The sequence below is a fragment of the Actinomadura rugatobispora genome, from assembly GCF_042656285.1.
GTDB lineage: Bacteria > Actinomycetota > Actinomycetes > Streptosporangiales > Streptosporangiaceae > Spirillospora > Spirillospora rugatobispora.
The window spans coordinates 1-26,061 of sequence record NZ_JBHSON010000084.1; the positions used below are offsets into that span (position 1 = coordinate 1).

The 26,061-nt window shown below is 74.2% G+C and carries 27 protein-coding genes; 24 read left to right on the forward strand and 3 right to left on the reverse strand.

The features are described from left to right. Both ACFPZN_RS42115 and ACFPZN_RS42120 read left to right on the forward strand, forming a co-directional pair. Positions 1-225: hypothetical protein (locus ACFPZN_RS42115; protein WP_378288206.1), on the forward strand; the 225-nt coding region annotated here is incomplete at its 5' end. Positions 226-230: 5 nt separating this feature from the next. Further along, positions 231-902: a winged helix-turn-helix domain-containing protein gene (locus ACFPZN_RS42120; protein ID WP_464044026.1), complete on the forward strand. Its 672-nt coding sequence runs from the start codon at positions 231-233 to the stop codon at positions 900-902. Between the two features lie 81 nt (positions 903-983). Here the strand turns inward: ACFPZN_RS42120 and ACFPZN_RS42125 are convergent, their stop codons facing one another. Both ACFPZN_RS42125 and ACFPZN_RS42130 read right to left on the reverse strand, forming a co-directional pair. Beyond that, positions 984-2,000 carry a hypothetical protein gene (locus ACFPZN_RS42125; RefSeq protein ID WP_378288208.1) on the reverse strand — a complete coding sequence of 339 codons (1,017 nt, stop codon included), beginning with the start codon at positions 1,998-2,000 and terminating at the stop codon, positions 984-986. 131 nt (positions 2,001-2,131) lie between these two features. Continuing rightward, on the reverse strand, positions 2,132-2,881 hold the full coding sequence (locus ACFPZN_RS42130; RefSeq protein WP_378288209.1) for a hypothetical protein: 750 nt from the start codon (positions 2,879-2,881) through the stop codon (positions 2,132-2,134). Between the two features lie 350 nt (positions 2,882-3,231). On the opposite strand from ACFPZN_RS42130, the gene ACFPZN_RS42135 reads away from it, so the two are divergent. Together ACFPZN_RS42135 and ispF are read left to right on the forward strand one after the other, a co-directional pair. Further along, positions 3,232-3,714 (forward strand): CarD family transcriptional regulator, encoded by a 483-nt coding sequence (locus ACFPZN_RS42135; protein WP_285701713.1) that lies wholly within the window; start codon positions 3,232-3,234, stop codon positions 3,712-3,714. Between the two features lie 22 nt (positions 3,715-3,736). Further along, the gene (gene ispF, locus ACFPZN_RS42140; protein WP_378288210.1) at positions 3,737-4,243 is read left to right on the forward strand and encodes a 2-C-methyl-D-erythritol 2,4-cyclodiphosphate synthase; all 507 of its coding nucleotides are present in this window, start codon (positions 3,737-3,739) and stop codon (positions 4,241-4,243) included. Between the two features lie 324 nt (positions 4,244-4,567). On the opposite strand, the gene ACFPZN_RS42145 is transcribed toward ispF, so the two are convergent. Further along, positions 4,568-5,269: a DUF2637 domain-containing protein gene (locus ACFPZN_RS42145; protein ID WP_378288211.1), complete on the reverse strand. Its 702-nt coding sequence runs from the start codon at positions 5,267-5,269 to the stop codon at positions 4,568-4,570. 96 nt (positions 5,270-5,365) lie between these two features. On the opposite strand from ACFPZN_RS42145, the gene ACFPZN_RS42150 reads away from it, so the two are divergent. From ACFPZN_RS42150 to ACFPZN_RS42245, 20 genes are all read left to right on the forward strand, one after another. Next, positions 5,366-6,613 carry a homogentisate 1,2-dioxygenase gene (locus tag ACFPZN_RS42150; protein WP_378288254.1) on the forward strand — a complete coding sequence of 416 codons (1,248 nt, stop codon included), beginning with the start codon at positions 5,366-5,368 and terminating at the stop codon, positions 6,611-6,613. A gap of 59 nt (positions 6,614-6,672) precedes the next feature. Then, the gene (locus ACFPZN_RS42155; RefSeq protein ID WP_378288212.1) at positions 6,673-7,503 is read left to right on the forward strand and encodes a DUF6585 family protein; all 831 of its coding nucleotides are present in this window, start codon (positions 6,673-6,675) and stop codon (positions 7,501-7,503) included. Positions 7,504-7,547: 44 nt separating this feature from the next. After that, positions 7,548-7,934 (forward strand): PPOX class F420-dependent oxidoreductase, encoded by a 387-nt coding sequence (locus ACFPZN_RS42160; protein WP_378288213.1) that lies wholly within the window; start codon positions 7,548-7,550, stop codon positions 7,932-7,934. Positions 7,935-7,972: 38 nt separating this feature from the next. Further along, positions 7,973-9,370, forward strand: a complete 1,398-nt coding sequence (cysS, locus tag ACFPZN_RS42165; protein ID WP_378288214.1) for a cysteine--tRNA ligase — start codon at positions 7,973-7,975, stop codon at positions 9,368-9,370. A 100-nt stretch (positions 9,371-9,470) separates the two neighbouring features. After that, a complete protein-coding gene (rlmB, locus tag ACFPZN_RS42170) occupies positions 9,471-10,382 on the forward strand; it encodes a 23S rRNA (guanosine(2251)-2'-O)-methyltransferase RlmB (RefSeq protein ID WP_378288215.1) in 912 nt (303 codons plus the stop codon). A gap of 192 nt (positions 10,383-10,574) precedes the next feature. After that, positions 10,575-11,225: a TetR/AcrR family transcriptional regulator gene (locus tag ACFPZN_RS42175; protein ID WP_378288216.1), complete on the forward strand. Its 651-nt coding sequence runs from the start codon at positions 10,575-10,577 to the stop codon at positions 11,223-11,225. Positions 11,226-11,341: 116 nt separating this feature from the next. Next, entirely contained in the window at positions 11,342-13,156 is a 1,815-nt protein-coding gene (locus ACFPZN_RS42180) for an AfsR/SARP family transcriptional regulator (protein WP_378288217.1), read from the forward strand. Positions 13,157-13,381: 225 nt separating this feature from the next. After that, positions 13,382-13,822 (forward strand): cupin domain-containing protein, encoded by a 441-nt coding sequence (locus ACFPZN_RS42185; RefSeq protein ID WP_378288218.1) that lies wholly within the window; start codon positions 13,382-13,384, stop codon positions 13,820-13,822. Then, positions 13,819-15,123 carry a beta-ketoacyl-[acyl-carrier-protein] synthase family protein gene (locus ACFPZN_RS42190; protein WP_378288219.1) on the forward strand — a complete coding sequence of 435 codons (1,305 nt, stop codon included), beginning with the start codon at positions 13,819-13,821 and terminating at the stop codon, positions 15,121-15,123. Before ACFPZN_RS42185 ends, ACFPZN_RS42190 begins: the two co-directional genes overlap by 4 nt. After that, on the forward strand, positions 15,120-16,580 hold the full coding sequence (locus ACFPZN_RS42195; RefSeq protein ID WP_378288220.1) for a ketosynthase chain-length factor: 1,461 nt from the start codon (positions 15,120-15,122) through the stop codon (positions 16,578-16,580). The genes ACFPZN_RS42190 and ACFPZN_RS42195 overlap by 4 nt, the downstream gene beginning before the upstream one ends. After that, positions 16,577-16,849: an acyl carrier protein gene (locus ACFPZN_RS42200; RefSeq protein ID WP_378288221.1), complete on the forward strand. Its 273-nt coding sequence runs from the start codon at positions 16,577-16,579 to the stop codon at positions 16,847-16,849. Before ACFPZN_RS42195 ends, ACFPZN_RS42200 begins: the two co-directional genes overlap by 4 nt. A gap of 2 nt (positions 16,850-16,851) precedes the next feature. After that, positions 16,852-18,357, forward strand: a complete 1,506-nt coding sequence (locus ACFPZN_RS42205) for a methyltransferase (RefSeq protein ID WP_378288222.1) — start codon at positions 16,852-16,854, stop codon at positions 18,355-18,357. Next, positions 18,354-20,099, forward strand: a complete 1,746-nt coding sequence (locus ACFPZN_RS42210; protein ID WP_378288223.1) for a carboxyl transferase domain-containing protein — start codon at positions 18,354-18,356, stop codon at positions 20,097-20,099. Before ACFPZN_RS42205 ends, ACFPZN_RS42210 begins: the two co-directional genes overlap by 4 nt. Beyond that, a complete protein-coding gene (locus tag ACFPZN_RS42215) occupies positions 20,090-20,626 on the forward strand; it encodes an acetyl-CoA carboxylase biotin carboxyl carrier protein (RefSeq protein ID WP_378288224.1) in 537 nt (178 codons plus the stop codon). Before ACFPZN_RS42210 ends, ACFPZN_RS42215 begins: the two co-directional genes overlap by 10 nt. Positions 20,627-20,641: 15 nt before the next feature. Beyond that, positions 20,642-22,033 carry an acetyl-CoA carboxylase biotin carboxylase subunit gene (locus ACFPZN_RS42220; protein ID WP_378288225.1) on the forward strand — a complete coding sequence of 464 codons (1,392 nt, stop codon included), beginning with the start codon at positions 20,642-20,644 and terminating at the stop codon, positions 22,031-22,033. Beyond that, positions 22,030-23,241, forward strand: a complete 1,212-nt coding sequence (locus tag ACFPZN_RS42225) for a cytochrome P450 (protein WP_378288226.1) — start codon at positions 22,030-22,032, stop codon at positions 23,239-23,241. Before ACFPZN_RS42220 ends, ACFPZN_RS42225 begins: the two co-directional genes overlap by 4 nt. A gap of 69 nt (positions 23,242-23,310) precedes the next feature. Continuing rightward, positions 23,311-23,988 carry a TcmI family type II polyketide cyclase gene (locus tag ACFPZN_RS42230; RefSeq protein ID WP_378288227.1) on the forward strand — a complete coding sequence of 226 codons (678 nt, stop codon included), beginning with the start codon at positions 23,311-23,313 and terminating at the stop codon, positions 23,986-23,988. Continuing rightward, on the forward strand, positions 23,985-24,398 hold the full coding sequence (locus ACFPZN_RS42235; RefSeq protein WP_378288228.1) for a DUF1761 domain-containing protein: 414 nt from the start codon (positions 23,985-23,987) through the stop codon (positions 24,396-24,398). Before ACFPZN_RS42230 ends, ACFPZN_RS42235 begins: the two co-directional genes overlap by 4 nt. Positions 24,399-24,454: 56 nt before the next feature. Next, the gene (locus ACFPZN_RS42240) at positions 24,455-24,895 is read left to right on the forward strand and encodes a PPOX class F420-dependent oxidoreductase (protein ID WP_378288229.1); all 441 of its coding nucleotides are present in this window, start codon (positions 24,455-24,457) and stop codon (positions 24,893-24,895) included. Further along, positions 24,892-26,061 (forward strand): cytochrome P450, encoded by a 1,170-nt coding sequence (locus ACFPZN_RS42245; RefSeq protein ID WP_378288230.1) that lies wholly within the window; start codon positions 24,892-24,894, stop codon positions 26,059-26,061. Before ACFPZN_RS42240 ends, ACFPZN_RS42245 begins: the two co-directional genes overlap by 4 nt.

The window sequence follows — 26,061 nt, forward strand, 5'->3', positions numbered from 1 at the left end:
CCCGCCCGCCCCCTGAACGTCCCGACCCCGAACCCCGATTCCCCTGAGACCCTGAAGGACCGGCGCGATGACCAGGCACTCATGAACACTCCGACCGTGACCGCGGCGAACGCGGCCACCGCAGTCATGGACGCCGCGTTCGCGTTCACCGAGTTCGCGATCAACGAGAGCGACCGGCCCCGAGGGGGAGCCGTGAGCGAGACCGCCCGGGAGGCAACACCGTGACCCGTGTGCTCGTCGTCGAAGACGAGGAGTCGTTCAGCGACGCACTTTCGTACAACCTGCGCAAGGAGGGCTTCGAGGTCGCCGTGGCGGCCACCGGCCCCGACGCGCTGGACATCTTCGAGCGCAACGGTGCCGACCTCGTGCTCCTGGACCTCATGCTGCCCGGCCTGCCCGGCACCGAGGTGTGCCGCGAGCTGCGCGCGCGCTCGAACGTGCCGGTCATCATGCTGACCGCCAAGGACAGCGAGGTCGACAAGGTGGTGGGCCTGGAACTGGGCGCCGACGACTACGTCACCAAGCCGTTCTCCACCCGCGAGCTGATCGCCCGGATGCGCGCCGTGCTGCGCCGCCAGGGCGAGGTCGAGGAGCTGGCCCCCGCCATCCTGGAGGCCGGCCCGGTCCGCATGGACGTCGAGCGGCACGTGGTGAGCGTCGGCGGCGACGGCGTGCAGCTCCCGCTGAAGGAGTTCGAGCTGCTGGAGGTGCTGCTGCGCAACGCCGGCCGCGTGCTGACCCGCATGCAGCTCATCGACCGGGTGTGGGGCGCCGACTACGTGGGCGACACCAAGACGCTGGACGTCCACATCAAGCGGCTCCGCGCCAAGATCGAGGAGACGCCGTCCACGCCGCGGTACATCGTCACCGTCCGCGGGCTCGGCTACAAGTTCGAGCCCTAAGGGGCACGGCGAAACGACGCGGCCCGGACGGCGATTCCGCCGTCCGGCCCCCGTCGTCGTCCGGGCCGTGCCGGGTGCAGGTCAGTGGCCGCCCGCGGCCGGGCTCTCCGAGCCGCCGCCGGCCGGGGTCGCGCCGCCGGTGCCCTCGGGGGCGGGGGAGGCCGGCGCGGTCGAGGCGCCGGGCGAGGGGCTCGCGCCGTGGCCGCCGGGAGCGGTGCCGTGCCCGCCCGGGCCCTCGGGGGCCGGGGTGCCGTGGCCCTGGGACGCGCCGGGCGCCGGGACGCCCTCGGAGACCGCGGTGAGGCCCGCGTACTCGAACTGCTGCGGCACCACCGGCACCATCAGCTCGATCCCGCCGGCCTGCTCGAACCGCAGCTGCACGCGGATGTGCTCGCCGCCGAGCAGCCGCTCCTTCAGGCCCGACAGCACGATCAGCGGCGCCTTGGCACCCGGCTGCGCCGTCGCCGTCCCGCCGGTCGCCGCGGGCGAACCGCCCGGCGACGGGGACGTCGTCGCGCCGGCCTCGGGCCGCCCGGTCGGCTGGCCCGTGGCCTCGCCGGTGGGCCGCGCGGTCGCGCCGCCGCTCGGCTGGGCGGTCGGCTGCGCGGTCGTCCCGCCGGTGGGCTGGGCGGAGGGCGAGCCCTCCGGCCGCCACGAGCGCGTCCCGGTGGGCCGCCCGGTCGGCGGGCCCGCCGGGGCCTGCCCGGTCAGCGCCACCGGCACGCCCTCGCCGGACGGCCGCGCGGGCGGCAGCGTGACGGCGTCACCGGTGATCCGCACCTGGGCGAAGTCGGGCGAGCTCACGCCGACCAGCCGGTCCTGGCGCCCCTTGACCTGGTTGATGATCGTGCCGTACAGGGGCACCGAGGCGCCCGCGTTGAACATCTGGTCGGGCTTGGGGCCGAGCAGGAACATGTTGCGGATGTCGACCTGGGCGGGGGCGGCGTTCTCGGGCACCGAGGCGTTCACCCCCTCGGTCAGGCGGGTGGGTGCGGCGCTCTGGGGTTCGCTGCCGGCGCCGCAGCCGGAGATCACCGGTGCGATGGCGACGGCACCCGCGATGGCGAGTGCGACCACTCGACGGCTGTTTCGGATCACGGGCGTCGATCTCCTCGCGAGGGGGCGTTGGAAGGCTGTCAGGTTGGCGAGATACGCCAGGGGAAGCCTAGCGAGGTCAGGCGTGTGATCCGGTTCGGGGGGTACTTTCCGGTTCCGCGCGGTACGGGACGCTAGCTCAGCGACTTGATCTTCTCGTTCAGATCGGCGCCCGGCTGGGGCGAGTGGATCACGTGCGTCACCACCCCGTCCGGCTGGACGAGGACCGCCGTGAGACCCGGGGAGCCGGGTGGTCTGCCATAGGTGCCCGCGAGGATTCCCTGGCCGTCGTCGACGACCCTGGGCGTGCCGCCGTGCGCGCTGCCGGCCAGCGCCTGGAGGTCCTTGAGCGTCTCGGCGGCGGGCGCGGGGTCCTTGCGGCGGTCGGCGGCCATCCAGAAGTTGAGCTCGTACTCGCGGGTGCGCGCGGCCAGCTCGGCCACGATCCGCTCGCATCCGCACGACGGGGGCACGATCCCGATCACGCCGGGGCGCAGCTCGCGCAGCGCGACCGTGCGGCGCTCCCCGCCGACCTCGGCGACGTTGCCGGCGGGCAGGATGCCGTTGACCCGTCCCGGCGGCGCGGAGGGGTGCGGTGCCAGCAGGCCGGTGGTGGGACGCGGCGCGGGGCGCGGCCCGAACACCGTCATCAGCGCCCCGCTGATCAGCGCGACCAGCAGCGCGCCCGCGATGATCGGGACGGCCACCCCGTACCGGCTGACCGGCCGCAGCAGCCGGCGGTTGCGGGCGCGGCGCCTGCGGCGGCGCTCCTCGCGGTGGTAGGCGACCACGTCGCGGTCGAGCTCGCGGGCGTCGTCCGGCACCACGACGTCGACCCGGGGGAGCCCGTAGTCGTCGGGATCGGGGTCGCCGTCTGGCCTCACGCCGCACCTCACTATCCTCGGGCCGCCCGCGCGTCAATACCCCTTCTGGCCCTTACGGGCGCTTCGTACCCGCGCGACCCGCCATGTTCACCTTCCAGTATGAGCCGCATCCGCCGCAGCGGCAGGGGGGAACCGGCACGAGTTCCGCACGCCCCGCGCGGACCCCGGAAGCGGTGCGTGACGGGGGTGTTTCCGTTGCCATTTCGCCGTCGAACAAGGCCCGAATGCACCCTCCATACCCTTTGTCAAGACCCCAATATGTGGGTTGACCTGCGGATATGTCGATAAGGTCGGTGCGGTCACCGCCGGGCCCGTGCTACCCTGGTAGTAGCGGAAGGGGTACTTGTCACATGACTTTCCAGGTCGGCGACACCGTCGTCTACCCCCACCATGGGGCTGCTCGGATCGAGGCCATCGAGACTCGCACCATCAAGGGTGAGGAAAAGACCTACCTGGTCTTGAAGGTCGACAAGGGCGACCTGACAGTGCAGGTTCCAGTGGAGAACGTCGAGGACGTGGGCGTTCGGGACGTCGTCGGCCAGGAAGGCTTGGAGAAGGTGTTCGAGGTGCTGCGCGCACCCTACACCGAGGAGCCGACCAACTGGTCGCGGCGCTACAAGGCGAATCTTGAGAAGCTCGCCTCCGGAGATGTGAACAAGGTCGCCGAGGTCGTCCGTGACCTGTGGCGGCGCGACAAGGAGCGTGGCCTGTCCGCGGGCGAGAAGCGGATGCTGGCCAAGGCTCGCCAGATCCTGGTCAGCGAGCTCGCGCTGGCCGAGAAGACCAACGAGGACAAGGCCGAGGCACTGCTCGACGAGATCCTCACCAGCTGAGTTGAACATCGGGCTGCCACGGGTGGGCGTCGGAACGGACGTCCACCCGTTCGCGCATGACGCGGACCGCCCGCTGTGGGTCGCCGGCCTCGAATGGCCCGGCGAAGGCCCAGGGCTGTCCGGCCACTCCGACGGGGACGTCGCCGCCCACGCGGCCTGCGACGCCCTGCTCTCCGCCTGCGGCCTGGGCGACCTCGGCGCCGTCTTCGGCACCGCCGACCCCCGCTGGTCCGGCGCCTCGGGCCCCGACCTCCTCGCCGAGGTCGCCCGCCTGGTCACCGCCTCCGGCCACACCATCGGCAACGTCTCCATCCAGGTCATCGGCAACCGCCCCAAGATCGGCAAACGCCGCGCCGAAGCCGAGAAGACCCTGAGCGAAGCCCTCGGCGGCGCCTCCGTCAGCGTCTCGGCCACCACCACCGACGGCCTGGGCCTGACCGGCCGAGGCGAAGGCCTGGCCGCGACGGCCGTGGCTCTCGTCTTGTCATTGTGGGGGGACGACCCCCCACACCCCCCGATACGGCGGTGAACGCCTCCTCCGCTCGCCTGGGGGCTCGCTGCGGACCCGCTCCCCGCCGCCTGCCCGTCCCTACACTCCGCTAGCGCTCCGCTCCGGGCCGGACAGTTTTCGGCGGTCGCCGTTGCGGTCGTTGCGGGGCTTGTCATTGTGGGGGAGACCTCCACAAGCCATGGGACGGCGCGGGGCGCTTCTTCGCTCGCCTGGGGGCTCGCTGCGGGATCGTTGCGCCTGTCCCGTCCCTCCGCCCCGGGCCGGGCAGTTTTCGCGGTCGCCGTCGCGGTCGTCGCGGGGCGTTGGCGGAGGGCGGCATCAACGCCGTGCGATGACCGTCGGCTAGTCGGTGGGTGGGGTGGGGGAGCTTCTGACGGAGCCTGATGGGGGGTCCCAGTCCCAGATCGGGAGGTCGGCCGAGGTGTCGATTCCCGTGGTCTCGGTGGGGTCGGGCTCGTCTTCTTCGTCTTCGTCTTGTTCGTCGGCCTTCGGGGTGTGCTTGTCCAGGGTGACCGGCATGATCATGTCGGGTTGGGTGGTGTTGGGCTCGGGTGCGGCGTCGGTGGGGTCCAGGGCCAGGGGCGGGGGCGTCGGTTTGGGGGCCGGTTCCTGGGGAGCCGGGGTGCTCCGGGTGGGGCGGAGGTGTTTGATCATGCGGAACCACAGCCAGACGGCGATGATCAGCATGATGTGGGGGGCCACCGCGACGCCGGCGCGTACCGGGTCGGCGGGGAGGGACGTGAAGCCCCACAGGGCGTGCTGGACGGCGATCGCGGCGGTGCCGGAGACCAGGAGCAGGAGGAGGGCGCCGCGCAGCCAGCGGGACCACCAGGGGGCGTTGCGGGCCACGATCAGCGACAGGATGGTCATCACGACCAGCGCGTCGGCCATGACCGGGTAGACCGGGGCCCAGCGGCGGCTCGCGCGGCCCGCCAGGGCGAACTCCCGCAGCAGGTCGTAGGTCAGCGCGAACGCGCCGCCGAGCAGGACGGCCACGACGAGGCCGGCGGCCGCAGTGAGGAGGGGGCGGGGGCGGTGGTCCATGCGGGTTCGTCTCCGGGGGCGTGGCACGTGATCTCCCTGGCGAGATTAGCCAGCCTCGGGGACGCATACTCCTAACTTCGGAGTGATCTTCTCGCGCTGTATCGGGTACGAGGCGGGTCGTACCGTTATGGGAGAGGGTTCGGTTCCCGTGGGGAGGCAGCGATGCCGTACTACAGGGTCGTGGGAGAGGTTCCGCGGAAGCGCCACGTGCAGTTCCGCCGCCCCGACGGGGGGTTGTACGCGGAGGAGCTGATGGGCGAGGAGGGGTTCTCGTCCGATTCGAGCCTGCTCTATCACCGGTACGCGCCCACGGCGATCGTGAAGAGCGAGGGCGTGGAGGAGGCGCCGGACGGGTCGGATCTGGTGCCCAACCATCCGCTGCAGCCGCGCGCCTACCGGACGCAGGACCTGCCCGCGGGCGGTGATCTGGTGCGGGGCAGGCAGGTGCTGTTCGGGAACGAGGACGTGCGGCTGTCGTTCGTGGCGGGGGACGGGGTCGGCGACCTGTACCGCAACTCGACGGGCGCCGAGGTCGTGTACGTCCAGGAGGGGGCGGCGCGGTTCGAGTCCGCGTTCGGGGTGCTGGAGGTCGGGAGCGGCGACTATGTGGTCGTGCCCACGGGGACCGTGCACCGGTGGGTGCCGCGGGGGCCGGTGCGGGCTCTGGTGATCGAGGGGCGGGGGCACATCCGGCCGCCCAGGCGGTACCTGTCGCAGTACGGGCAGTTCCTGGAGCACGCGCCCTACAGCGAGCGGGATCTGCGGGGGCCGGGCGAGCCGCTGCTGGTGGAGGGCGACCACGTGCCGGTGCTGGTGCGGAACCGGGGCGGGCTGTCGCGGCTGACGTACCGGCACCATCCGTTCGACGTGGTGGGGTGGGACGGCTACCTGTACCCCTACGCGTTCAACATCGGCGACTTCGAGCCGATCGTGAAGCGGACGCACGCGCCGCCGCCGGTGCACCAGACGTTCGAGGGCCCGAACTTCGTGATCTGCTCGTTCTGCCCGCGGCCGCTGGACTTCCACGACGAGGCCGTGCCGATCCCGTACAACCATCACAACGTGGACAGCGACGAGATGATGTTCTACGTCGGCGGCGACTACTCGGCCCGGCGCGGCTCGGGGATCGGGATCGGGTCGGTCTCGCTGCATCCGTCGGGGTTCACGCACGGGCCGCAGCCGGGTGCGGTGGAGGCCGTGGTGGAGGCGGTGAGGCAGGGCCACGACCGGACGACGGAGACGGCCGTCATGATCGACACATTCCGGCCATTGCGCCTCGGACCGGCGGCGCGGCGCTGCGAGGACCCCGAATACGCCTGGACGTGGGCGCGTGCGGCCGGATAACGCGCTAGCGTCGTACGAATTTCCCCGTTAACTGTAGAGAGTCGGGTAGTCGCACTTCCATGTCCTTTCCCCCTTCGGTCCTGGAACGGGCGGCCGATCGCAAGCTCGGGGAGCCCGTACGGGCTTTTGACGGGCGTGTCGGCCTCAGGCGCGCGCTGGTGTGGGCGGGGCCCGCCGTATTGGCCGGACCGGTGCTGGTCCTGGCCGCGGTGGTGCTGCTGGCCGCCGGGCACTCGGCGCTGGGGACGGCGTCGGCCGTCCTCGCCGTCGGAGCCGCGGGCGCGGTGGTCTCCTTCGCGCGGTCGCGGGGGATCGAGCCCGTCCGGGTGCCGGCGGAGCTGCGCTCCAGGAACCGGGTCGTGTACCTGTTCGGCGGCGGGTTCGTGGTGGAGCCGGGCGGCGCGTACGGGTGGGACGACCTGGTGTCGGTCGGCGTCTCCGGGGTGCGGCACGCCACGCAGGGGCGCACCAGGTACCGGTTCCTGGTGGTCGCGGCCGACGGGAGCGAGATCGTGCTGGACCGGGGGCTTCCCGACGTGCGCGACCTCGGTGAGACCGTGCTGATGGAGGTGGCCGGGCGGGCGCTGCCGAGGCTGCTGGAGCGGGTGCGGGGCGGTGAGACCGTGCGGATGGGGCCGTTCGAGGTCTGCGCGGAGGCCGTCGAGAAGGAGGGCGAGCGGCTCGCGTGGCCGGCGTTGGGGGAGGCGGGCGTCGACAACGGGGTGGTGTACGTCCGCACGCGCGACGATGTCTGCTCGCTGACGGCGATCGCGGCGCAGGTGCCCAACACGGTCGCGTTCGTCGAGCTGTGCCGTGCTCTGGCCGCCGGTGAAGAGGTCGGCGCGGGCGTCGGAGACGGCGAGGACGAGGACGCGGTCCCGCGTCCGTAGCATTCCCTGTGTCAAGATCGGCGAGAGCGACGAAGGAGAGAACCATGCCGCGCCCCCTGGACGACAAGGCCCGCACGCTGTTCAGCCCGCCGAACTTCGTGACGGTCGCGACCGTCGACCCGGACGGGGCGCCGCAGGCCAGCGTCGTGTGGGCGAGGACGGACGGCGACGCGATCCTGTTCTCGACCGTGAAGGGCCGCCGCAAGCACGCCAACCTGCTGCGCGACCCGCGGATCAACCTGACGGTGTTCGACATCGCCGACCCCTACGTCTACGCCGAGGTGCGCGGCACCGCCACGATCACCGACGACGCGGACGGCGCGCTGATCGACGAGCTGTCGCGCGCGTACACCGGGAACCCGTGGCAGGAGCACGGCCCGGCGGAGCGGGTGATCGTGCGGGTGACGGCGGAACGCCTCTACACGCGCTAGTCCCGGCGCGTGCGCGGGCCATCCCATAACCTGGTCGTGTGAGCCTGCGCCTTTACGACACCAGCACCCGTACCGTCCGCGCGTTCGAGCCCCTGGAAGAGGGCCGCGTGGGGATGTACGTCTGTGGTGCGACGCCGCAGGCCGCGCCGCACATCGGCCATCTCCGCTCGGGCGTCATCTACGACGTGCTGCTGCGCTGGCTGCGCCGGTCCGGGTACGAGGTGACCTTCGCCCGCAACGTCACCGACATCGACGACAAGATCATCGCGGTGGCGGCGGAGGAACGCGTGCCGTGGTTCGCGGTGGCCGAGGGCAACCAGCGGGTCTTCTCCCAGGGGTACGACCTGCTCGGCTGCCTGCCGCCGACGATCGAGCCGCGCGCCACCGGCCACGTGCCGGAGATGATCGTGCTGATGCGGCGGCTGGTGGAGCGGGGGCACGCCTACGCGTCCGGCGGGGACGTGTACTTCGACGTGCGGTCCTGGGCGGAGCAGTACGGGTCGCTGTCGAACCAGCGGCTGGAGAACATGCGCTCGGCCGGTGACACGCCCAACGAGGACCTCAAGCGCGACCCGCTCGACTTCGCGTTGTGGAAGGGGGCCAAGCCGGGCGAGCCGTCCTGGGAGACGCCGTGGGGCGAGGGGCGTCCCGGCTGGCACCTGGAGTGCTCGGCGATGGCGACCAAGTACCTGGGGCCGGCGTTCGACATCCACGGCGGCGGCGTCGACCTGATCTTCCCGCACCACGAGAACGAGATCGCGCAGTCCCGCGCGGCCGGTGACGGGTTCGCCCGCTACTGGCTGCACAACGGGCTGCTGACGGTGGACGGCGAGAAGATGAGCAAGTCGGTCGGCAACGTGGTGCTGCTGCCCGACCTGCTCGGCAAGGCCCGTCCCGCCGAGGTCCGCTACTACCTGGCCTCCGCGCACTACCGGTCGCTGATGGACTACACGGACGCGGCCCTGGCCGAGGCGGTGTCGGCGTACCAGCGGATCGAGGGGTTCGTGACGCGCGCGGCCGAGGTGGTGGGCGCGGGCGCCGAGGCGGAGAAGCTGCCGGAGGCGTTCGTCTCGGCGCTGGACGACGACCTGGGCGTCCCGCAGGCGCTGGCGGTCGTGCACGAGGCGGTGCGCGAGGGCAACAACGCGCTGGCGTCCGGCGACGAGGAGGCGGTGCGGCGGCAGCTGGCCGTGGTGCGCGCGATGACGGGCGCGCTGGGTCTGGACCCGCTGTCGGAGCAGTGGTCGCACGCCGGCGAGGGCGACCTGCGCTCGGTGGTGGACGCGCTGGTCGCGGTGGCGCTGGAGCAGCGGCAGGCGGCCCGTGCCCGCAAGGACTACGCCGCGGCCGACGCCATCCGCGACGGGCTGTCGGCGGCCGGGATCCTGGTCGAGGACACCCCGAACGGTCCCCGGTGGGAGCTGAAGCGGGGCTGAACGTTCCAGGTGGCCGCGGCGCCTAGAATCGAGTGTTCTGGGGGCGTCCGCCGATGCGCCGCCCTGAGCCGAGACGCAAGCGCGAGGGGCGTACCGAGAAATGGCCAAGGGCAAGGGCAAGGGTCCCACTCCGAAGGCGGAGGACCGGCACTGGCATGCCAAGCGGCAGCGGGCCCGTGCGGTCAAGTCCGCCAAGCGGACCGGCACCCCGACCGTGGGGCCGGTCGGACGCGGCAAGCCCGCCGAGCCCGCGCGGCAGGGCCGTCCGGCGGGCGCGCGCCGCGCCAGCGGTGAGGCGCCCGAGCTGGTCACCGGCCGCAATCCGGTGGTCGAGGCGCTGCGCGCCGGGGTGCCGGGCACCGCGCTGTATGTGATGTCCGGCGGCGACGAGCGGATCCGCGAGTCGATCCAGATCGCCGCCGACCGCGGCATCCCGCTGCTGGAGACCGGCAAGAACGAGCTCGACCGGCTCACCGACGGCGCCGTCCACCAGGGCGTCGCGCTGCAGGTCCGGCCGTACCGCTACGCCCACGCCGACGACCTGCTCAAGGGGTCGGCGCCGCTGATCGTCGCGGTGGACGGCATCACCGACCCGCGCAACCTCGGCGCGATCGTGCGGTCGGCGGCGGCGTTCGGCGCGAAGGGCGTGGTGGTGCCCGAGCGGCGCGCCGCCGGGGTGAACGCGGGCGCCTGGAAGGCGTCCGCCGGGACGCTCGCGTCGGTGCCGGTCGCGCAGGTGACGAACCTGTCGCGGCAGCTCAAGGCGTACCAGAAGGCGGGCTGCTTCGTCGCCGGGCTGGACGCGGGCGGCGGTGTCGCGGTCGCCGATCTGGAGCTGGCCACCGGGCCGTTCGTGCTGGTGGTGGGGTCGGAGGGCAAGGGCCTGGGCCGGCTGGTCGCCGAGACCTGCGACATGCTGGTGACGATCCCGATGCCGGGGCGGGCCGAGTCGCTCAACGCGGGCGTCGCCGCCGGCATCGCGCTCTACGAGGTCGCCCGCATCCGCTCCTAGTTCCGGTGCCGGTCCTGCGGCTACGCGGGCGATGCCGTTGTGGACGCGGCACGTCGGTCCTCGCGTGCCCGCGGCGGTCATCGGGTGCGCTTGTCTTAGTGCCAGTGATTACTGGCACTCTGCTAACATCGCTGGCCCGGCCGGCGCCGGGCGCGCCTGTATCGTCGAGGCGGGGAGGGCGGTGAGGACACGATGAGCGAGCGCACGCCGGGCGGCGCCGCGCCGCGCCGCGTCCGCAAGGAGCCCGACGAGCGGCGTGACCAGATCCTGGCCTGCGCCCGCGACCTGTTCAGCCGCCGCCCGTACGGGACGGTCTCCAACACCGAGATCGCCGCCGCCGCCGGGGTGAGCCGCGGGCTGCTGAACCACTACTTCGGCACCAAGCGCGACCTGTACCTGGCCGCCGTGAGCGAGATGATGAGCGTCCCGCCCATCCCGATCCCGGCGTTCGTGGAGGGCGCGGGCGTCCGCGAGCGCGTGGCGCAGAGCATCGACGCCTGGCTGGAATTGCTGGAGCGCAACCGCGGGACGTGGGTCACCGCGCTCGACATGACCTCCTCCGGCGGTGACGCCGATCTGGAGCACATCCTGGAGGAGGCCCGCGACCGCGCCGTCGACCACATGACGGAGGTCGTCGGCCTGACCCCGCTGTCGCGCGTCCACCCCGAGATCCGGTCGGCGTTCCGCGCCTATTCGGCCATGGCCGTGACCACCACCCGCGAGTGGCTCAATCGGGAGGCGCTGACCCGGGCCCAGGTGCACTTCCTGCTCCAGGAGGTGCTGCTCAACCTGATCGAGCGGGTCCTGCCCCAGCTGGTCGCGGACGCCTCGGCGGAGCGCTGACGCCCCGTCGTCCACCTGGTCAGATCTTCCAATGATCTACCCTCGGTGACTCTCCGATTGCGCTCCGTGGGGCATATCCAGAAGGACATCCGCCCTCGAGAGAAATCCCCGAAGGGATGGACCGGAACCCCCAACAGCTCTTCCGCGCGCTGGGCCCACTCGAAGTGACCGTGGGCGACCGGCGCCTGCCCATCCGCTCGACCAAGCAGCGCATCCTGCTCGCGTCGCTGCTGCTGAACGCCAACGGCCTGGTGACCGTCGACGAGCTGATCGACCGGCTCTGGGCGCACCCGCCGAGCGACGCGCGCGGCACCGCCCAGGTGCACCTGGGGCGGCTGCGCCGCACGCTCGGCGCGTCCGGCGGCGCCGTGGGACGGATGATCCGCACCGACACCAACGGCTACGTCATCGAGGTGGCCGACGACGACCTCGACCTCGCCCGGTTCGTGGCGCTGGTCGAGCGGGCCCGGCGCGAGGAGGACCCCCGGCGCGAGGTCGTGCTGCTACGGGAGGCGCTGGCGCTGTGGCGCGGCCGCCCGCTCAGCAACGTCCCGTCCGACCACGTGCAGCGCAGCGACGTGCCCCGGCTGGTCGAGCAGCGGCTGCGCACCGCCGAGCGCCGCTACGAGCTGGAACTGGAGCTCGACGGCGGCGGCGACGTGATCGGCGAGTTGCGGGAGCTGGCCACCGCCGAACCGTTCCGGGAGCGGCTGTGGGCGCTGCTGATGAAGGCCCTCTACCGGCAGGGGCGGCAGCGGGAGGCGCTGGAGTGCTACCACGCGTGCGCCGCCGTCCTGCGCGAGGAGATCGGCCTCGACCCGGGGCAGGAGCTGCACGACCTCCACCAGGCGATCCTGCGGCGCGCGGTGGAGCTGCCCGGCCCGCAGCCGCACCGCGAGGTGCGCGTGCCCGCCGCCCGCTGGGAGATCCGGCCGGGCGCGCCGTGCCAGCTGCCGCCCGAGATCGGCGACTTCGTGGGACGCGCCGCGGAGCTGCGTGCGATCGCGGCCCACTTCGCTGATCGCAGTCGTGCTGGGACCGTTCCAATCGTGGCCGTGGTGGGCAGCCCCGGCGTCGGCAAGACCGTGCTCGCGGTGAAGGCCGCGCACGCGCTGCGCGAGCGGTTCCCCGGCGGCCAGCTGTACGTGCGGCTCGGCGGCGCGACCGGCCGCCCCCGCGACCCGTGGGACGCCCTCGGCGAGCTGCTCGACGGCCTGGGCGAGTCCGCCGCCCGGCACGGCGACCTGGACGGCCGCGCCGCCCTGCTGCGCGAGCGCCTGGCCGACCGCAGGATCCTGCTCGTCGTCGACGACGTCGCCGACGCCGCCCAGGCCACGGCCGTACTGCCGGGGACGCGCGGCTGCGGCGTCCTGCTGACGAGCCGGCACCGGCTGGTCGACCTGCCCGGCGTCCAACGGGTCAGGCCGGGCCCGCTCGCCCCCGACGAGGCCCTCGCCTTCCTGGAACGGCTCATCGGCGCCGGGCGGATCGACCGGGAGCGCGCCGTCGCCGAGGAGATCGCCGCGCTGTGCGGGCATCTCCCGATCGCGCTGCGGATCGTGGGCGCGCGGCTGGCGCTGCGGCCGTCCCAGTCGCTGGCCCGGCTCGCCGGGTCGCTGCGCGACGAGACCCGGCGGCTGGACGAGCTCGCCACCCAGGACCTGCAGATGCGCACCGTCCTGGACGCCAGCTACGCCGCCCTGGACCCCCGGGCGCGGGCGCTGCTGCGCCGCCTGGGCGCGCTGCGCGGCGGCGAGTTCGTCGAGGCCACCGCGCTGGCGCTGGCCGGCGGCGACGGCGTCCAGGCGCTCGACCGGCTGGTCGAGGCCAACCTCGTCGAGCCGGTCGACTCCGGCGGCGGCGAGTCCCGCTACCGGGTGTCCGGCCTGGTCGGCATCCACGCCTCCCAGTACCGCGGCCGCGAGGGCTGACCGGCCGCGCCCCGTTCCGCCCCGTTCCGCCTCGTTCCACCTCGTTCCGTGCTGCCCGCGCACCCCCGCATCCCCCTCCGCAACGCGCTGACCTGCGGTTTGTCTCGCCGCGTGTCGGTGGACGGTCGGTGACGCGTCGGCGGTCCGTCGGCGGCCCTGCCTAGCGTCGTTCCAGGTGGGCGGCACACCGTCCGACCAGGGAAAACAGCATGGGGAGACGACGAAGTGAAGCGTCCACAGACCCATCTCGAAGCCACCAGGGTGACCGCCCGCGAGGTGGAGCCGAACCGCCGGCTGGGAGGCGCCACCCGGGTGCTCCTGTCCCCGGGCTCGGCGCTGTCGACGGCGGGCTTCCTCGCGCTGCTCGACCTCGAGCCCGGTGAGCATGTCAGCGAGCACTACCACCCGTACACCGACGAGCACGTCTACGTCGCCGGCGGCGACCTGGTCGTGATCGTCAACGGTGCCGAGCTGGCCGTGGGGGAGCGGGAGGCCGTCCTGATCCGCCGGGGCGCCCGGCACCGGTACGAGAACCGCGGCGGCACTTCCGTGACCGCCGTGCTGTTCCTCGGGCCGACGGCGCCCCGGCCCGACCTCGGGCACGTGGAGACCGAGGAGCCGCAGTCCCCGGGCTCGGTCCCGCCGCGCGTCGGGGACCTGCCATGACCCGGGGCACGGGTCGCGGCACGGGCCGCGGCACGGGCCGCGGCGTGGCGATCACGGGAATCGGGGTGCTGACCCCTGGCGCGCCCGGCGCCCGCGGCTTCTGGGAGACCGTCACCGGCGGCAGGCCCACGTTCCGCACGATCACGGCCTTCGACCCGGCGCGGTTCCGGTCCCGGGTGGCGGCGGAGATCGACTTCGACCCCGGCGACCACGGGCTGACGCTCCGGCAGCGCCGCCGGATGGACCGGGCCGCCCAGTTCGCCATCGTCACCGCGCGGGAGGCGCTGGCCGCGAGCGGGCTGGCGCCCGGCGACCTCGACCCCGCCCGCACCGGCGTCTCGGTCGGCAGCGCCGTCGGCTGCACGGTGTCGCTCGACCGCGAGTACAGCATCGTCAGCGACGGCGGCCGGCTCCCGGTCGTGGACCCCGGCTACGCCTCGCGGCACCTGCCCGACTACTTCGTCCCGGCGTCGCTGGCCCGCGAGGTCGCCTGGGACGCGGGCGCGGAGGGCCCCGTCTGCGTGGTCTCGACCGGCTGCACCTCCGGGCTGGACGCCGTCGCGCACGGCATGGAGCTGATCCGCGAGGGGTCCGCCGACATCGTCCTGGCCGGCGCGACCGACGCCCCGATCTCGCCGATCACGGTGGCCTGCTTCGATGCGATCAAGGCGACCTCGCCCGACAACGACGACCCGGTGCGGGCCTGCCGGCCGTTCGACGCCACCCGGTCGGGGTTCGTGCTCGGGGAGGGCTCCGCGATGTTCGTCCTGGAGGAACCCGGCGCGGCCCTCGCGCGCGGCGCCCGCGTCATCGCCGAGATCCGCGGGTTCGCGTCCCGGTGCAACGCCTACCACATGACCGGGCTGCGGCCGGACGGCGCGGAGATGGCGGTCGCGATCGAGGCGGCGCTGGACCAGGCGCGGATCCCGGTCGAGGGCGTCGACTACATCAACGCGCACGGCTCCGGCACCAAGCAGAACGACCGGCACGAGACGGCCGCGTTCAAACGCGCGCTGGGCGACCACGCCCGCCGCGTCCCGGTCAGCTCCATCAAGTCGGTCGTGGGCCACTCGCTGGGCGCGATCGGCGCGATCGAGGTGGCGGCCAGCGCGCTGGCGATCGAGCACGACGTCGTGCCGCCCACCGCGAACCTGCGGCACCGCGACCCGGAATGCGACCTGGACTACGTCCCGGGGACGGCGCGGGAACTGCGGGTCGACACGGTCCTCACCGTCGGCAGCGGCTTCGGCGGCTTCCAGAGCGCCATGGTGCTCGGCGCCCCCGGGCGGTGGCGGTCGTGACCGCCCGCGCGCCCGTGGCGGGCGCCTGCGAGGACCACGCCGTCGTCACCGGGCTCGGCATCGCCTCGCCCAGCGGGCTGGGCACCCGGCGGCACTGGGCCGGGACGCTCGCCGGACACGTCGCGATCGGCCCCATCACCAGGTTCGACGCGAGCGGCTACCCGGTGCGGCTGGCCGGCGAGGTCCCCGGCTTCGACCCGCGCGAGCACCTCCCCGGACGGCTGCTGCCGCAGACCGACCACCTCACCCGGCTCGCCCTGGCCGCCGCCGACTGGGCGATGGAGGACTCCGGGCTGTCCCCGTCGCCGGAGGAGTCGCTGCGCTACGGCGTCATCACGGCCAACTCGGCGGGCGGTTTCGAGTTCGGCGAGAACGAGCTGCGCAAGCTGTGGTCGATCGGGCCGGAGAAGGTCAGCGCGTACCAGTCGTTCGCCTGGTTCTACGCGGTCAACACCGGCCAGATCTCCATCCGGCACGGGCTGCGCGGCCCCAGCGGCGTGCTGGTCAGCGGCCAGGCCGGCGGGCTCGACGCGATCGGGCAGGCCCGCCGCGCGCTGCGGCGCGGCGCCGACGGCGTGCTGACCGGCGGGTTCGAGGCCCCGGTGTGCTCGTGGGGCGTCACCGCGCAGCTGGCCCTGCCCCACCTGTCCACCGGCGACGACCCCGCGACCGCGTACCTGCCGTTCGCCGCCGGCGCCGCCGGGTACGTGATCGGCGAGGGCGGCGCCGTGCTCGTCCTCGAACGCGAGGACCGCGCCCGCGCCCGCGGCGCCCGCCGCCGCTACGGGCGGGTCGCCGGGTACGCGGCGACGCTGGACCCGCCGCCCGGCTCGGGCCGCCCGTCCACGCTGCGCACCGCCGCCGCCCTCGCCCTCGCCGACGCCGGCGTCGAACCGGACGGCATCGACGTGGTGTTCGCCGACGCCGCCGGGACGCCCGCGCTCGACCGGGTCGAGGCGGAGGCCATCGCCGGGTTGTTCGGCGACCGCGGCGTGCCGGTGACCGCGCCCAAGGCGATGACCGGGCGGCTGTCGGCGGGCGGCGCGGCGGTGGACGTCGCGACCTGCCTGCTGGCCATGCGGGACGGGATCGTCCCGCCCACCGCGGGCGTGCGGCCCGACCCCGCGTACCGGATCGACCTGGTCACCGGGCGGCCCCGGCCGGCCCGGATCGACCGGGCGCTGATCCTGGCGCGCGGCGAGGGCGGCTTCAACAGCGCGCTGGTGCTCACCCGGCCCTGCCCCGTGCACGGCGCCGCGCACCCCTCGCCCGCGCCGCGCCCCGCGCGGGCCCTGCGCTCCGCGGAGACCGCCCGCCCCGCCGAGGTCACGCGCCCTGACGCGGCCACGCGGCCCGTCGGGCCCCCGGGTGCCGCGACGGCCCCGCACCCTTCCACGACCCCGCGCCCTTCCACGCTTCCGCGGATCGCGCGGAACCGACCCAAGGAGGCGAGATGACCGACGACGGCCGGATCACGCTGACCGACCTGGTGACCGTGCTGCGCCAATGCGCCGGCGAGGACGAGAACGTCGACCTGGGCGGCGACATCGCCGACCGCACCTTCACCGAGCTCGGCTACGACTCCATCGCGCTGCTGGAGACCTCCGCGCGGATGGCCGAGCGCTTCGGCCTGGACCTCGACGACGAGGAGCTCGCCGACAAGGTCACCCCCGCCGCTCTGGTCCGCTACCTCAACCGCGCCGCGTCCGGAACCGGGGAGGCATGAGGATGCCCGTTCGCATCGACAACCAGATCCTGGTGAACGCCCCCATGGACCTTGTCTGGGAGCACACCAACGACGTCGCCGGCTGGCCGGACCTGTTCACCGAGTACGCCGCCGCGGAGATCCTCGAGCACGACGGCGACTCGGTGACGTTCCGGCTCACCACCCATCCCGACCCGGACGGGACGGTCTGGTCGTGGGTGTCGCGGCGCACGCCCGACCCCGCCACCCGCACCGTGCGGGCGCACCGGATCGAGACCGGCCCGTTCGAGTTCATGGACATCCGCTGGGAGTACCGCCAGGAGGCGGCCGGCGTGGCGATGCGCTGGATCCAGGAGTTCGCGGTGAAGCGCACGTCCCCGATCACCGAGGACGGCATGCGGGACCGGCTCAACCGCAACACGGCCGTGCAGATGGCGCACATCAAGCAGGTGCTGGAGAGCCGCGCCCGGGACGGCGCCGAGCACGGCCCCGGCGACCTGCACGCGCAGCGGCTGCTGTACCTGACCTGCGGGCTGCGGCTGGCGGCGGTCGTGACCGCGCTGGCGGAGCTGGGCATCGCCGACCTGACCGGCGGCGGCCCGCGCGGCGTCGCCGAGCTGGCCGAGCTCAGCGGGGCGCACCCGGACGCGCTGTACCGGGTGCTGCGCTGCGCCGCGTCCGTCGGGATCATGGCCGAGCTGCCCGACGGGCGGTTCGAGAGCACGCCGCTGGCCGAGGCGCTGCGCTCCGACCGGCCGTTCAGCCTGCTACCGCTGGCCGAGCTCAGCGCGCAGCCGTTCGTCACCATGTCCTACGGCGCGCTGGCCTACAGCGTCCGCACCGGACAGCCCGCGACGACCGCGGCGCTCGGCTCCGACATCTGGCGCCACTTCGAGGACCACCCCGACGAGGGCGAGTGCTTCGACCGGGTCATGACCGACCTGGGCCGGTGGGAGACCGACCGGCATCTCGACGCCGTCCGGCCCGAGCGGTTCGGCCGCATCGCCGACATCGGCGGCGGGCACGGGCACTTCCTGGCGGCGGCGCTGCGGCGGGCCCCGGACGCGTCCGGCGTGCTGTTCGAGCAGCCCGGCGTGATCCCGCGGGTGGACCCGACGCTCGCCGCGGAAGGGGTCCTCGAACGGGTGCTGCGCGTCGGCGGGGACTTCTTCACCGACCCGCTGCCGGACGACTGCGACGCCTACGTCCTCAAGGCCGTCCTGCACGGCCTGCCCGACGGCCGGGCCGAGCGGGTGCTGCGGGCGGTGCGGACGGCGATCGGCGACCGGGACGCCCGGCTGTTCGTCGTCGAGCAGGTGGTGTCGGGCGGGAACCGCTGGGACCACGCCAAGTTCCTCGACCTGGACATGCTCGTGCTCTTCGGCGGCCGGGAGCGGCGGCTGGACGAATGGCGGCTGCTCCTCGGCCGGTGCGGGTTCGAGCTGGTCAACCGGCCCGGCGAGGGCCACTGGACCGTCCTGGAATGCCGTCCCGCCGAGGAGACCGGGGAAACGGAGGAGCCGAGATGAACGGCCGTACCTCCGCCGAGCCGCAGTGGCTGCTCTGCCCCGCCTGCCGCTCGCCGCAGTACGCCCCGAGGCTGGCCCGCGACCTGCGCGTGTGCCCCGGCTGCGCCGCGCATCTGAGGGTGGGTGCGCGGGCCAGGCTCGGGCAGCTCCTCGACCCCGGCACGGCCGTGCCGCTGCCCGGGGCCGCGAGCGCGCTGGACGACCCGCTGCGCTTCCACGACACCCTGCCCTACCCCGAACGGCTCCGCCGCGCCCGCGACGCGACCGGGATCGACGAGGCCGTCGTGGCCGCGGCCGGGGAGATCGGCGGCCGGCCCGCCGTGGTGGCGGCGATGGACTTCGCCTTCCTCGGCGGCAGCCTGGGCATGGCCGCCGGGCAGCGGCTGTGCGACGCCGCCGCGGCCGCGCTGGAGCGCGGGGTGCCGCTGGTCACCGTCACCGCGTCCGGGGGCGCCCGGATGCAGGAGGGGATCTTCTCGCTGCGGCAGATGGCGCGGATCGCGGCGGCGTTCGCCCGTCTCGACCGCGCCGGGATCCTCACCGTCACGGTGGTGACCGACCCGACGTACGGGGGCGTGGCGGCGTCGGTGGCGACCCTCGCCGACGTCATCGTGGCCGAGCCGCGCGCGCGGATGGGCTTCGCCGGGCCGCGCGTCGTCCGGCAGATCACGCGGACCGCGCTGCCGCCGGGCTTCCAGACCGCCGAGTCGCTCGCCGGCCTCGGGCTCGTCGACCGGGTCGTCCCGCGGCGGTCGCTGCGGCCGGTGCTGGCGTCCCTGCTCGCGTGCGCGCGGCGGGACGGCGACGCCCCGCCCGCCCGCGCCGCCGACGCGGGCGACGGCGGGGTGATCCGCGACCCGGACCTGCTCGTCCCCGCCGAGCCCTGGGACCGGGTGCGGCGCGCCCGCGAACTGGACCGGCCCACAACGCTCGACTACATCGCCTACCTCTGCACCGACTTCCACGAACTGCGCGGCGACCGCACCGGGGCCGACTGCCCGGCGCTGGTCGGCGGCCCGGCCCGCTTCCGGGGCCGGACGGTCGTGGTGATGGGCCACCAGAAGGGGCGGACGCCGGGCGAGCTGGCCGACCGCAACTTCGGGATGGCGACCCCGGCGGGCTACCGCAAGGCCGCCCGCCTGGCCGGGCTGGCCGCCAAGCTGCGCTGCCCGCTGGTCACCTTCGTCGACACCCCCGGCGCGGATCCGCGGGTCGAGGCCGAGAACGGCGGCCAGGCCGGCGCGATCGCCGCGAACCTGCGGCTGATGGCCGGGCTGCCGGTGCCGATCGTCGCCGTCATCACGGGCGAGGGCGGCAGCGGCGGCGCGCTCGCGCTGACGGTCTCGGACCGGCTGCTGATCCTGGAGAACGCGGTGTACTCCGTCATCAGCCCCGAGGGGTGCGCGGCGATCCTGTGGCGCGGCGAGGCGGCCGCGCCGCGGGCCGCCGCCGCGCTCCGGCTCGACCCGGCGAGCCTGCTGCGCGCCGGGGTGGTCGACGGGGTCGTCCCGGAGGCCGTGACCGCCGCGGGCCGTCCGGACCGGGAGGCCGTGATGCGGGCGGTCGGCGACGCGGTCGCGGCCGAGCTGGCCCACCTGGGCGGGACCGCCGACCTGGTCGAGCGGCGCCTGGCGGGCCTCCTCGAGAACGACGCCCCCGCCATGCCGGGGCCCGACCCCGGAACGCCCGACGGCGAGCTCGTGGCGGCGGGCACGGAAGGGAACGGTGCCCCATGCCTGTGAGCAACGCGACCAGGACCGAACGCGACGCCGAGGGCGGATCCGCCCGCGGCCGCCGCCCCCAGAACGATCCGAACGAGGCCCTGGACGGCATGTGCCGCAACGTGCTGCGGCTCGTCGAGGCCCTTCCCGGGCCGCCCCTGCGGATCGTGCTCCACCTCGACCCGCCGGGCCTGGAGATCGAGTGGCCCGGCCCCGTCCAGGATCCCGCGCCGCCGCTCCAGGCGCCCGCCGGGAGCGCGCCGCCCGCCGGATCCGCACCGCGCGACGAACCCGCACCGGATGACGTGGTGCAGGTCAAGGCCGCCAACGTCGGCACCTTCTACCTCCGCCCCGAGCCGTCGGCCGCGCCGTTCGTCGAGGTCGGCGACACCGTGGCGGAGGGCCGGCAGATCGCGATCGTGGAGGCGATGAAGCTGATGCTCCCGGTCGAGGCCCCGGTGGCCGGCACCGTCACGGCCGTGCACGCCGAGGACGGGACGCCGGTGGAGTACGGCCAGCCGCTGCTGTCGATCCGGCCCGCGGGCTGAGGGGGTGGGTGCGCCATGGTGACCCGGGTGCTCGTCGCCAACCGCGGCGAGATCGCACTGCGCGTGATCCGCGCCTGCCGGGAGCTCGGCCTCGGCACGGTGGCCGTCCACTCGGCCGCCGACGACGGCGCCGCGCACGTGACCGCCGCCGACCGGGCCGTGCGGATCGGGCCGCCGCCCGCTCCGCTCAGCTACCTCAACGTCCCGGCGATCCTGGAGGCCGCGCGGATCACCGGCGCGGACGCCGTGCACCCCGGCTACGGCCTGCTGTCGGAGGACGCGGACTTCGCCGAGGCGTGCCGGGACGCCGGGCTCGCCTTCGTCGGCCCCGAGCCGGAGGCGCTGCGCACGCTGGGCGACAAGATCAGCGCGCGCCGGGTCGCCGCGGCGGCCGGGCTGGCGGTGCTGCCCGGCTCGCCGGAGCCGGTCGGCTCGGCCGAGGCGGTCCGCGCGCAGGCGGCGCGGACCGGCTTCCCGCTGATCCTGAAGGCGGCGTCCGGCGGGGGCGGCCGGGGCATGGAGGCGGTGGACGCCCCCGGTGACCTGACCGCCGCCCTCGCCCGGGTGCGGTCCGCCGCCGCCGCGCTCTTCGGCGACGACCGGGTGTTCGTCGAACGGTTCCTGCGCAGCGCCCGGCACGTGGAGATCCAGATCCTCGGCGACCGGCACGGGACCGTCGTCCACCTCGGCAGCCGGGACTGCTCGGTGCAGCGCCGCAACCAGAAGATCGTCGAGGAGGCCCCGGCGCCCGCGCTGCCCGCCGAGCTGCTCGACCGCATCGCCGCCGACGCGGTGCGCTGCGCCGCCGGGATCGGCTACCACGGCGCCGGGACGTTCGAGTTCCTCGTCGAGCCGGACGGCGCGTACTGGTTCATCGAGGCCAACTGCCGGATCCAGGTCGAGCATCCGGTCACCGAGATGGTCACCGGGGTCGACCTCGTCCACGAGCAGCTGCGGGTGGCGGCCGGCGAGCCCCTCGTCGCGCACGGGCCCACCGGCGAGGGGGCGCCCGACGGGGTGCGCGGCTGCGCGATCGAGTGCCGGATCAACGCCGAGGACCCCGCCCGCGACTTCCGCCCGGCCCCCGGCCGGCTGGTGGAGGTCGCCCTGCCCGCCGGGCCGTTCGTCCGCGTCGACACGCACGTGAGCGCCGGGTCGGCCGTCCCGGCCGAGTACGACCCGCTGCTGGCCAAGGTCGTGGTCTGGGCGCCGGGCCGGGCGGGCGCGCTGGCGCGGATGGACCGGGCGCTGGCCGAGTGCCGGATCACCGGGCCCGGCGTCCGGACCAACCGCGACTTCCTGCGCGAAGTGCTGCGGCACCCCCGCTTCTCCGAGGCCTCGCACGACACCGCGTTCCTCGCCGGGCTCACCGAGGACGGCGACATCAGAACGGGAGATCCCGCATGACCGACACCGACCCGACCACCACCGCCGCCGAAGAGTGCCCTGCCTTCCCCTTCCGCGACTGGGAAGGCGTCGATCCCGCTCCCGCGTACGCACGGCTGCGCGCCGAGCGCCCGGTCCTCCAGGTGCGGCTGCCCAGCGGAGGACGGGCGTGGCTGGTCACGCGGCACGCCGACGCCCGCCGCGTGTTCGCCGACCAGCGGCTCAGCCGGGCGGCCTCGTGCGCCAACAAGGACGACTTCCAGGGCATCAACCCGCCGGCCGGGTCCCTGTTCGCCCTGGACCCGCCCGAGCACACCGCGGTGCGCGCCCTGGTGAACAAGACGTTCACGGTCCGCCGGGTCGAGGACCTCAAACCGTGGATCGCGCAGCGGGCCGAACGGCTCGCGACGCGGCTGGCGCGGCAGGGCCCGCCCGCCGACCTGGTCTCCGGGTACGCCCAGCCGCTGTCGATGAGCGTGCTGTGCCGGCTGCTCGGCGTCCCCGAGGCCGACCACGGCAGGTTCATCGAGTGGTCGCACGCGCTGCTGTCCACCGCCGACGCCGGCGAGGAGATCGAGGCGACCCGGCAGCGGCTCGGGCAGTACGTGGCGCGGCTCATCGAGGCCAGGCGCGCCGTCCCCGCCGACGACCTGGTGTCGGCCCTCGTCCAGGCCGTGGACCGGGAGGACGCCGCACCGCACCAGGCGATCCTGCTGGTGATGGCCATCCTGGTCGCCGGGCACGACGCCATGGCCAACCAGCTCGCCGACACGGCCTACCTGATGATGACCCACCCCGGCATGGCGGACCGGCTGCGCGACGAGCCGGAGCTGATCCCGGCGGCGGTGGAGGAGATCGTCCGCTACACCTCGCTGATCGCGGTGGGCGGCTTCCCGCGGGTGGCGCTGGAGGACGTCCCGATCGGCGATGTCGTCATCAAGGCCGGCGACACCGTCATCGCGGCCATCGACTCGGCCAACCGCGACGAGGAGGTGTTCCCCGACCCCGACGAGCTCCGCGTCGACCGGCGGCCCCGCGGCCATCTCGCGTTCGGGCACGGCACCCACCGCTGCCTGGGCGCCCAGCTCGCCCGCGCCGAACTGGGCATCACGATCTCCGCGCTGCTCGACACGCTGCCCGGGATGCGCCTGGCGGTGCCGCCCGCCGACCTGGAGTGGGACCGCGCGTCGTTCGGACGCGGCCTGCTCTCGCTCCCCATCACCTGGTAGCCGCCCCATCCGCGACCCACCCGCGACCCACCCGCGACCCACCCGCGACCCACCCGCAAGGAGGACGACATGGCACCGCTCGACAAGACATCGCGGCCGACCCACCGGGCGCTGATGATCCGCCGGGTCGACCCGGCGAACCTGGACGCCGTGGCGGCGGCGTTCGGCGACCACGACCGCACCGACCTGCCGGCCCGCATCGGCGTCAGGGCCCGCACCCTGCTGCACTACCACGGCCTCTACCTGCACCTGATCGAGGGCGACCGGAACCTCCAGGACAACATGTTCGCCTCCCGCGACGACCCGCTGTTCCGCGAGATCGACCAGCGGATGGCCGAGCTGCTCACCCCGTACGACCCCGCGATCCCGAGCATGCGGGAGGCCCAGGCCACGGAGTTCTACCACTGGTCGTCCGGCCCGCCGCCCGCGACCTTCCGGGTGGTCCTGGAGTTCCGGGTGAACGGCGGCCGCGGCGAGGAGTACGAGCGGACGTGGCGGCGCCTGATCACCCCGATCTTCGCGTGGCCGGACAACCTCGCGCAGTCGCTGTCCCGCGACCGCACCGACGCGGACCTCTTCTACGTGATCAGCGACTGGACGGGCGAGGAGGCGTTCCAGCGCTTCCTGCGCAGCCCCGAGCACCGGGAGCTCGCCGAGGCGAGCCGCGCGCTCGGCGACCCGGTCCGCGTGACCCACATGTACATCCGCCCGGACCGGGCGGACCGACTGGAAGGACAGGCCAGATGAACACGCTGACCGCCCTCGACGAGGTCAACTACTTCGCGGTGTTCGCCGCCGCCGCCATCCGGGTGCCGCTCGCCGGGTTGTGGCATTCCCCGCTCCTGTTCGGCCGGCCGTGGGAGCACATGGTCGGGCTCGACTCCACGGCGATGCGCCGCCGCGGGCTGCCCCGCCTGTTCGCGTTCGCGTTCCTGACCTCGGTGGCCGGCGCCTTCGTCCTGGCGCTCCTGCTCGGACGCGACGCGGGCCTGGCCGCGGGTGCGCTCGCGGGGCTGCTCACCGGCGTCGGCATCGCCGGCGGCGCGCTGGCGAGCTCGATGGTGTTCGAGAAGCGCCCGCGCCCGCTGATCATGATCGACGCCGCGTTCCACACCGTGCTCTTCACCTCCACCGGCGCCGTCCTCGGCGCCTGGTGACCGCGGTCCGCGGCGCCCCGAGGCGCCCCGGGGGAGAGGGCAGACGAGGGAGAGAGATGAGCGAGACGAGCAATCCGTTCACCGACGGGGAGATCAGCTACATCCGGGAGCACCGGCTGGGACGGCTGGCGACGGTCGGTCCCGACGGCGCCCCGCAGGTGCGGCCGGTGGCCTTCCGGTTCAACACCGGCGACGGCACCTTCGACATCGGCGGCAAGCACCTGGCCACCACGCAGAAGTACCACAACCTGCTCGCGAACCCGCGCGCGGCGTTCGTCCTCGACGACGTGGCCCCGGAAGGCTCGGAGGCGCCCAGCCCCGGGTTCGGCCGGGGCATCGAGATCCGCGGCAGCGCCGAGGCGCGGACCGTCCGCGGGCCGGAGGAGCGGCTGGCGCCGCACCACGACGACGAGCTCATCCGGATCCGTGCCGCGCGCATCATCACGTGGAACCTGCCCGGCGGCACGCCGCGGCCGCGAGGGAGGGAGGTGCGATGAGCGACACGACGGCCGCCGAGGCCCTGCCGCTGATCACCGAGGTCCGCGAGGTCGGGCCGGTCATGCGGGTGCGGATGATGTCGGGCGACCCCGGCTACCTGGTGACCCGCTGCGAGGAGGCCCAGCAGTTCTTCTCCGACCCGGCGTTCAGCCGCGCGGCGGTGATGCGTCCCGGGGCGCCCAGGGAACTGGCGCGCAAGCAGGTCGGCTCCGGCAGTTCGCTGTTCAACATGGACCCGCCCGAGCACACCCGGCTGCGGCGCGTGGTGGCCAGAGAGTTCACCCGCCGCCGCGTCCAGGGCCTGGCGGAGGAGATCGCCGCGGCCGTGGACGGCCTGCTGGACCGGATGGTCGAGACCGGGCCGCCGGTGGACCTGGTCCAGGTGCTGTGCACGCCGCTGCCGCTCACCGAGATCTGCCGGCTGCTCGGCGTCCCGTACGAGGACCACGCGTCCTTCCGCGAATGGGTCGAGGCGATCATGTCGTGGACCGGGCGCTCCCAGGAGGAGGTCGGCCGGTGCCGGCGCGAGCTGCACGCCTACCTCACCGACATGGTCGCGGCCAAGCGCGCCGAACCGGGCGACGACCTGCTGAGCGCGCTGCTGGTCGTCCGCGACCAGGAGGACCGGATCACCGAGCCGGAGCTGGTGGGCCTGGGGATCGCGCTGCTGATCGCCGGGCACGAGACCACGCTGAACCAGCTCGGCGGCAGCGTGCACGCGCTGCTGGTCGAGCCGGAGCGGTACGCGCGGCTGGTCCGGGACCCGTCGCTGGTGCCGTCGGCGGTGGAGGAGCTGCTGCGCCTCATCCCGGCGGTGTCGGTCTCCAGCCCGCGGATGGCCCTCCGGGACGCGGAGATCGGCGGGGTGCCGATTCCCGCGGGGAGCATGGTCGCGGCCTCGTCGATCACGGCCAACCGCGATCCCGCCGTGTTCGACGACCCGGAGACGATGGACTTCGGCCGCGTCGACAACCGGCACATCACCTTCGGGCACGGGCCGCACTTCTGCCTGGGCTCCCAGCTCGCCCGCACGGAGCTGCGGACGGCGCTGGGCGGCCTGGTGCGGCGCTTCCCCGGCCTGCGGCTGGCCGTCGACCCGGCCGAGGTCCGGTGGCGGACGAACCAGCTCATCCAGGGCCCGGTCGAACTCCCCGTCACCTGGTGA